Origin of the sequence: Variovorax sp. KBW07, assembly GCF_003852515.1 — a bacterium.
Taxonomy (GTDB): domain Bacteria; phylum Pseudomonadota; class Gammaproteobacteria; order Burkholderiales; family Burkholderiaceae_C; genus Variovorax.
The window spans coordinates 1-6849 of the sequence record NZ_QAJK01000224.1 but is presented as its reverse complement, the minus strand read 5'-3'; the positions used below and the strand labels follow the sequence as shown (position 1 = coordinate 6849).

Sequence of the window (6849 nt, the reverse complement as noted above, 5' to 3'; positions counted from 1 at the left end):
GCGCAGAGCACACCATCGGCGCGAGCGCCTTCAGAGCGGTCGTTGATCGGCCAATGCGAGAGCAGCGCCCTCGTGCGACTGGCATCGGGTGCTCCGCGCAGCGAAATAAAGGAGGAGCGAAGCGGGGGACATTCGCGGAGCAGAGCACGCCGTCGGCGTGAGCGCTGCCCTGAACAGCAGCCGCGCCCCAACCGCGCCACACACCGATTCGAAGCGCGAAACGCCATTCCCTCAAGTGTTCTTGCTGATCGAAATCGTCGGAAACTTGGACGAGAAGTCCTTCGCCTTCTCCGCGATACCCACCGCCACGCGACGCGCCACATCCTTGTACAGGCCGGCCACATCGCCGTCAGGGTCCGACACCACCGTAGGCGCACCACTGTCCGCCTGCAGACGGATCTTGATGTCCAGCGGCAATGCGCCCAGGTACTCCATCTGGTACTCGGCCGCCATCTTCTTGCCGCCGTCCGCGCCGAAGATGTGCTCCGCATGGCCGCAGTTCGAGCAGATGTGCACCGCCATGTTTTCCACGATGCCCAGGATCGGCACGCCGACCTTCTCGAACATCTTGATCCCCTTCTTCGCGTCCAGCAGCGCGATGTCTTGCGGCGTCGTCACGATCACCGCGCCCGTCATCGGCACCCGCTGGCTCAGCGTCAGCTGAATATCGCCGGTGCCCGGCGGCATGTCGACGATCAGGTAGTCCAGGTCTTTCCAGTTCGTCTGGCGCAGCAGCTGCTCCAGCGCCTGCGTGGCCATGGGGCCGCGCCAGATCATGGCCTGGTCCTGGTCGACCAGGAAACCGATCGACATCACCTGCACGCCGTGGCGCTCCATCGGCTCCATCGTCTTGCCGTCGGCGCTGTCGGGGCGGCCTTCGATGCCCATCATCATGGGCTGGCTCGGGCCGTAGATGTCGGCGTCGAGCAGGCCCACCGTGGCGCCTTCGGCGGCCAGGGCCAGCGCCAGGTTGGCCGCCGTGGTGCTCTTGCCCACGCCGCCCTTGCCCGAGGCCACCGCAATGATGTTCTTCACGTTGGGCATCAGCTGCACGCCGCGCTGCACCGCGTGGCTGATGACCTTGGTGACGATGTTCACCGACACGTTTTCCACGCCCGGCACCGCCTTGGCGGCCGCGACCAGCGCCTTGCGGATGGCCGCGTGCTGGCTTCGGGCCGGGTAGCCGAGCTCGAGGTCGAACGAGACATCGCCCTCGGTGACCTGCAGGTTTTTGAGCGACCGGCTCGCCACGAATTCTTTGCCGGTGTTAGGGTCTGCGACGGCCTTGAGCGCGTCCATGAGCCCTTCTGGGGTGAGTGCCATTGATCAAACTCCTGAATGGCCGGTAGTCTAGTGCGCTCTCCGGGCATGCACCGAACGTGCACCGGACAGCCCTCCAATAACCAAGAACAATAGATACATGCCAGAGACAAGCCCCGTCACCGGCCTCCTGCTCACAGGGGGCGGCGCACGGGCCGCCTACCAGGTCGGCGTGCTCGAAGCCATCGCCGAAATACGCCGTGCCGCAGGCCCCGCCGCCGGCACCGGCAACCCCTTTCCCGTGATCACCGGCACCTCGGCCGGCGCCATCAACGCGGCCGCGCTGGCCTGCGGGTCGGACAACTTCGACCACGTGGTGGCGCACATCGCCGAGGTGTGGCGCCAGTTTCGGGCCGAGCAGGTGTACCGCGCCGATTCGCTGTCGGTCATCGGCAGCGGTGCGCGCTGGCGCATGCTGCTGGGGCTGGGGCGCTTTGCGGCCAACTGGATGCGCATCAAGCCGAAGTCGCTGCTCGACAACGCGCCGCTGGCCGACCTGCTGCAGCGCATGGTGCCGCTGGACCGGCTGCCGCAGCTGATGCAGCAGGGCCACGTGCAGGCGCTGGCCGTGACGGCGTCGAGCTACAGCTCGGGCGAGCACGTCACCTTCTTCGAGGCCGCGGTGCAGATGGAGCCCTGGGTGCGCTCGCAGCGGCTGTCGGTGCGCGACCGCATCACGCATGCCCACCTGCTGGCGTCTTCCGCCATTCCGTTCGTGTTCCCGGCCACGGCGCTGCCGATGCAGGGCCACACCGAGTACTTCGGCGACGGCTCGATGCGGCAGTCGGCCCCGATTGCCGCGGCCATTCACCTCGGTGCGCAGCGCATTCTGGTGATCGGCGCGGGCCGCATGCACGAGCCGCGCGAGACCGATGCGCCCAACACCCACAGCGGCTACCCGACCATGGCGCAGATCGCGGGCCACGCGCTGTCGAGCATTTTTCTCGATGCGCTGGCGGTCGACATCGAGCGGCTGCGTCGCATCAACCACACGCTGGGGCTGATTCCCGAAGAGGTGCGCGCATCGAGTTCGCTGCGCCCGCTCGACCTGCTGGTGATCTCGCCCTCGGAGCGCATCGACGTGATCGCGGCGCGGCATGTCGACGCCCTGCCCGGCGCGGTGCGGCACCTGCTGGGCGGCTCGAAGGTGGCGGCCGACGTGAAAGGAGGCGCGCTGGCCAGCTACCTGCTGTTCGAGTCGGCCTACACGCGGGAGCTGATGGCGCTCGGCCGTTCCGACGCGATGAAGCAGCGCGACGAGGTGCTGCGGTTCTTCGGGTGGGACGTGGCAGCGGCGACAGCGGCGGCGGCAACGACGGCAGCAGCGGCCTGAGGCCGCCTTCCCTCTTCAACCCGCTGAACGCGCCACGGCCGGCGCACCGGTGTCCGTCTTCTTGCCGAGGCGCAGGCGAACGATTTCCGCGAAATACCGTGCGCCCGTGGCCAGCACTTCGTCGTTGAAGTCGTAGCTGCCGTTGTGCAGCGGCGTTCCGCCGGGCTCGCCCTCGGCGCCATTGCCCAGGAACACGAAGGCGCCCGGCACCACCTTCAAGAATGCGCCGAAGTCTTCGGAAGCCATCATCGGCGCCACGTCGGCATCGACGTTTTCCGCGCCCACGACGGCCGTCGCCGCAGCCACCGCGGTCGACACGCACTGGGCCCAGTTCACGGTGGGCTCGAACTCGTGGGTGTAGCTGAAGTCGCATTCGGCGCCGTGCATGCGGCAGATGCCTTCGCTGATCTCGCGCATGCGCGCGGCCAGCATCTTCTGCACGGCGGGGTCGTAGCTGCGCGTGTCGCCCTTGATGACCACATTCGACGGAATCGCGTTGCGGGTGCCGTCGGTGATGAACTCCGTGCACGAGACCACCGCCTGAGCGCCGGGGTCGAGCGTGCGCGACACGATGGTCTGCAGCGCCAGCACGACCTGCGCGCCGATGACGATGGGGTCGGTGCCCATGTGCGGCCGCGCGGCATGCGTGCCCCGGCCCTTGATGTGAATGACGAAGTTGTCTTCGCTGGCCATCAGCCCGCCCACGCGCGTCGCGACCGTGCCGGCGCGCTGGCCGGGCATGTTGTGCAGGCCATAGATTTCGTCGACCGGAAAGCGCGTGAACAGGCCGTCGTCCATCATCGCCCTGGCGCCGCGGCCGTGCTCTTCGGCCGGCTGGAAGATGAAGCGCACGGTGCCGTCGAAGTCGCGCCTCTCGCGCAGCAGCTGCGCCGCGCCAAGAATGATCGTCATGTGGCCGTCGTGGCCGCAGGCGTGCATCTTGCCGGGCGTGCCCGATGCGTAGGCGCGGCCGGACGCCGCCTCGGTGATGTTCAGCGCATCCATTTCGGCACGCAGGCCGATCACGCCCTTGCCATCGCCCACCTTCAGGTTGGCCACCAGCCCGGTGCCGCCGATGCCGGTGTGCACCTCGAGCCCCAGCGCCGTGAGCACCCGGGTCACGAAGGCCGAGGTCTTCGCTTCCTCGAAGCCGGTCTCGGGCATGGCGTGCAGTTGCCGCCGCCAGCCGGTGAGCTGGTCACGCAAGGGTTCGTCGGGGAATTTCATGTCCCGATGCTAGGGACAATGCGGCGATACGCACGCGCAAATTTGGCCGCTGCAACGCAACGTTTTTGCGTGCTGCCCGGCTTCCGTGGTCCGCTGGGCTCAGCGGCTCAGCGGCGCTGCGCTTCCGAAGGCACCAGCATCGACCGCAGCAGCAGTGCCATGCCGCAGACGATGGGCGCCAGCGCCAGCAGCCGGCCGGGCTCGAACGCCAGGCCGGCGGCCACGCCCACGCTGCAACCGACCTTGACCCACGGCGCCACCGCATGCCAGCCGCGCCGGTGCATGAAGGCGAACCCCGCCAGCGCGACCCAGCCGAACAGCCCGCCAAAGACCAAGAAAACCCAGCTCAGCAGGTAGTACACCATGTCCATGTCGCGGAACACCAGCGCCGTGCCCAGCCCGCGCCAGGTGTGCAGGTAGCCGTCGAACAGGAAGAAACCGGTGGCCGACGCGGCCCACCAGAAGAAGGCATAGAGACTCGCGATGCCGGCCAGCGCGGCCAGCCCGGCAAGAGCGCGCCGGGAGATATCGTCGAAAGGCATGTGGTCGCGCCACGCTGCGATGTGTCCGTTGTCCATGGCCTGTTGTGCTCCGTTGGTGGTGTCTGCAAGGAGCCACTACCTTAGGGACGGCGTGTGCGGTCAACGTGAAGCCCGTGTGAAGTGGGCCGAGCCGGTGTTTGCACCTGTTGCAACAGCGCCCGGCGAGCGCTCGGCGACGATGAGCCGGCGCGTTCGAGCCCGCCTGTCAAGACAGTCCGAGAAGCACCGCGATGCCCGCGATGAGCCAGTTCCCCGTCGCCGCCTTGTCCGCACTCTCCTTCGAGATCGGCCACAGCCTGGCGCGTTTCCATGCCCATATGTTGCAGGCCACGGCAAGCACCAGCCCACCGAAAAAGAACAGCGGCGAATGCCACCCGAGCGCAGCGATCAGCGAGAGCATCACGATCACGACGCCCGTTGCCCAGATGCCGTTGGAGGTGCTGGCCAGTACATGGGAAAGGCCACCGCACGCTTCGCACTTGGCAGGGACGGCACGGCTGGACCAGCGCTTGGCGACACCAGCTATGCCTGGCGCCTTGCAGCGTGGGCAGGTGTGCTTCATGAAAACAGCACCACGAAAAGCACCACCACCGCGATGCCGCCGAAGATCAGGAAATTCACATGTGCGATGCCGCCGAGCACGAACGACGGCACCTGTGCCGCGAACGCCCGGAGACGGTCCGCGGCGCGATGGCCCCGGGGGAGTACGGCGGCAACGCCCAGCGAAAGCACGATGAGCGTGACGCCCACAGCGATCAACGCCGCCATGCAGGCAAGGATCCAGGAGAGAGGTGCCTTCATTGCTGCGCAAGATACCTCAGTGTTCGCCCGCCTGGCAACCGGCTTGCGACGGACATCGGCTCCATCAACCCTCTTCGGAAATTCCCAGCTCGGAGCACACGCGCCCCAGCAGCGCCTTCAGCGACGCCACCTCGGTTTCGAGCCGAGCCACATTGGCCTTGAGCGCTGCCACTTCGCCGAGTGACACGTCGTGCGCAGCGAAGCCTGCATCGGACGACGAAGCGCCCCCCGGCCCCGCAATCTCCTCCGCTGGCGCACCGCTGAGCAGGTGCGCCCAGCGGCTTTCGCGCGCGCCGGGCAGGCGGGCCAGCTTCACCACCAGCGCGCCGGCCGGGCGCTCCGCGAGTTCGTTCAGGAAACCTTCGACCGACGAGATGTCGGCGAAGTTGTGCATGCGGTCGCAGGCAATGCGCAGTTCGCCGGCCGTCTGCGGCCCGCGCAGCATCAGCACCGTGAGCAGGATGACCGACTGCGACGGAATGCGCAGCACGCGGTCGGTGTTGTGCTCGTAGCGGAACGCGCGGCCACCGCTGGTCTCCGCCACGAGGCTGTAGCCCTTCAGGCTGTCGATGGCCGCCTGCACCTGCGACTCGGTGAGTTCGAGCACCGGGTTGCGGCTGGTCTTCTGGTTGCAGCCCGACACCAGCGAATTGAGCGTCAGCGGATAGCTGTCGGGCACGGTGCGCTGCTTTTCCGCCAGCACGCCGAGGACACGGGTTTCAAGAAGGGAAAGGATGGGCAGCGGTGTGGACATGGCTCAACAGGAAGGACAACGACAACAGGAATCGAAAGTGAATGAAAGCCCCTGCACTCATGGCAGCGCGACGCCGAGTATCGGCCCCAGCTCGCGCACGAAGTCGCTTCTTCGCAAAGCGTTCGAATGCAGCGCCGAGACGGTGCCATCGAGGTACAGGGCATCGCGGCAATGGAGCACGTCGCGAAAGTAGAGTGCAAATTCGTAGAAATTCACCGGCGTGTCGCTGATGACGAACACCGCCGTGTGCCCTGAAATGCCCACGCCGTTGCGGATCTTGCGCGAATCCGAATTCGGAATGAGCGCTGGATGCAGCACGCCATGCCGCAGCAGCAGCGGCCCCGATTGCGTGGCCAGGCGGATGCCCATGCCGCTCTTGACCAGCGCCGGATATTCCGACGACTCGACGACGCGAGGGCCGGCATCGGAAACCAGGAACACGCCGTTCGGTTTCAGGAAGAAATTGCCGGTGCCACTCGACAGGTTCAACGGTGCTTCTTCGCGGCCATCGCGCACGAACAAGCCGACCGGCGAAAAGTCCGCGTGGTACATGCCGGCATTCACCGCAAAACTGAGCTGCCTGTTCCCGTGCGTCTTCAGCCAGGCATCGAGACGGTCGAAGCGCTTGAACGCAATGCCCGCGTCGTCGTTCAGGAACAGCTCCAGCTTCTCGGTGCGAAGGTCGATCTTTACCACTGTGTAGACCGGGTCTGCCGCAGCGGATACGAAGCTTGCGAACAGGCTTGCCACCAGAACCGCCACTGGGGGCAGCAGCTTTCTCAAGGGCTTTCTGTGATCTGGTTTGGGCATGCTGGTTGAGAGTGTGGACGACGCTCACGCCGACGGTGTGGTCTGCTCCGCGAATGTCCCCC

8 protein-coding genes are annotated in these 6849 nt (G+C 66.6%); 1 reads left to right on the top strand and 7 read right to left on the bottom strand.

From position 1 onward, the window contains the following. Window positions 1-231 precede the first annotated feature (231 nt). The gene (apbC, locus tag DBV14_RS32120) at window positions 232-1323 is read right to left on the bottom strand and encodes an iron-sulfur cluster carrier protein ApbC (RefSeq protein ID WP_124465973.1); all 1092 of its coding nucleotides are present in this window, start codon (window positions 1321-1323) and stop codon (window positions 232-234) included. A 97-nt stretch (window positions 1324-1420) separates the two neighbouring features. On the opposite strand from apbC, the gene DBV14_RS32115 reads away from it, so the two are divergent. Further along, complete coding sequence (locus DBV14_RS32115) at window positions 1421-2653, top strand: patatin-like phospholipase family protein (protein WP_124465970.1); 1233 nt, start codon at window positions 1421-1423, stop codon at window positions 2651-2653. 15 nt (window positions 2654-2668) lie between these two features. Here the strand turns inward: DBV14_RS32115 and DBV14_RS32110 are convergent, their stop codons facing one another. From DBV14_RS32110 to DBV14_RS32085, 6 genes are all read right to left on the bottom strand, one after another. Further along, the gene (locus tag DBV14_RS32110) at window positions 2669-3880 is read right to left on the bottom strand and encodes a M20 aminoacylase family protein (protein ID WP_124465967.1); all 1212 of its coding nucleotides are present in this window, start codon (window positions 3878-3880) and stop codon (window positions 2669-2671) included. Window positions 3881-3987: 107 nt separating this feature from the next. Continuing rightward, on the bottom strand, window positions 3988-4458 hold the full coding sequence (locus DBV14_RS32105; RefSeq protein WP_124465964.1) for a hypothetical protein: 471 nt from the start codon (window positions 4456-4458) through the stop codon (window positions 3988-3990). A 169-nt stretch (window positions 4459-4627) separates the two neighbouring features. Beyond that, complete coding sequence (locus tag DBV14_RS32100) at window positions 4628-4984, bottom strand: hypothetical protein (protein WP_124465961.1); 357 nt, start codon at window positions 4982-4984, stop codon at window positions 4628-4630. After that, complete coding sequence (locus DBV14_RS32095) at window positions 4981-5223, bottom strand: hypothetical protein (protein ID WP_148092464.1); 243 nt, start codon at window positions 5221-5223, stop codon at window positions 4981-4983. The genes DBV14_RS32100 and DBV14_RS32095 overlap by 4 nt, the downstream gene beginning before the upstream one ends. 64 nt (window positions 5224-5287) lie before the next feature. Then, a complete protein-coding gene (locus DBV14_RS32090) occupies window positions 5288-5977 on the bottom strand; it encodes a YceH family protein (RefSeq protein WP_124465954.1) in 690 nt (229 codons plus the stop codon). 57 nt (window positions 5978-6034) lie between these two features. Then, the gene (locus DBV14_RS32085; RefSeq protein ID WP_124465951.1) at window positions 6035-6760 is read right to left on the bottom strand and encodes a phosphodiester glycosidase family protein; all 726 of its coding nucleotides are present in this window, start codon (window positions 6758-6760) and stop codon (window positions 6035-6037) included. Between the last annotated feature and the right edge of the window lie 89 nt (window positions 6761-6849).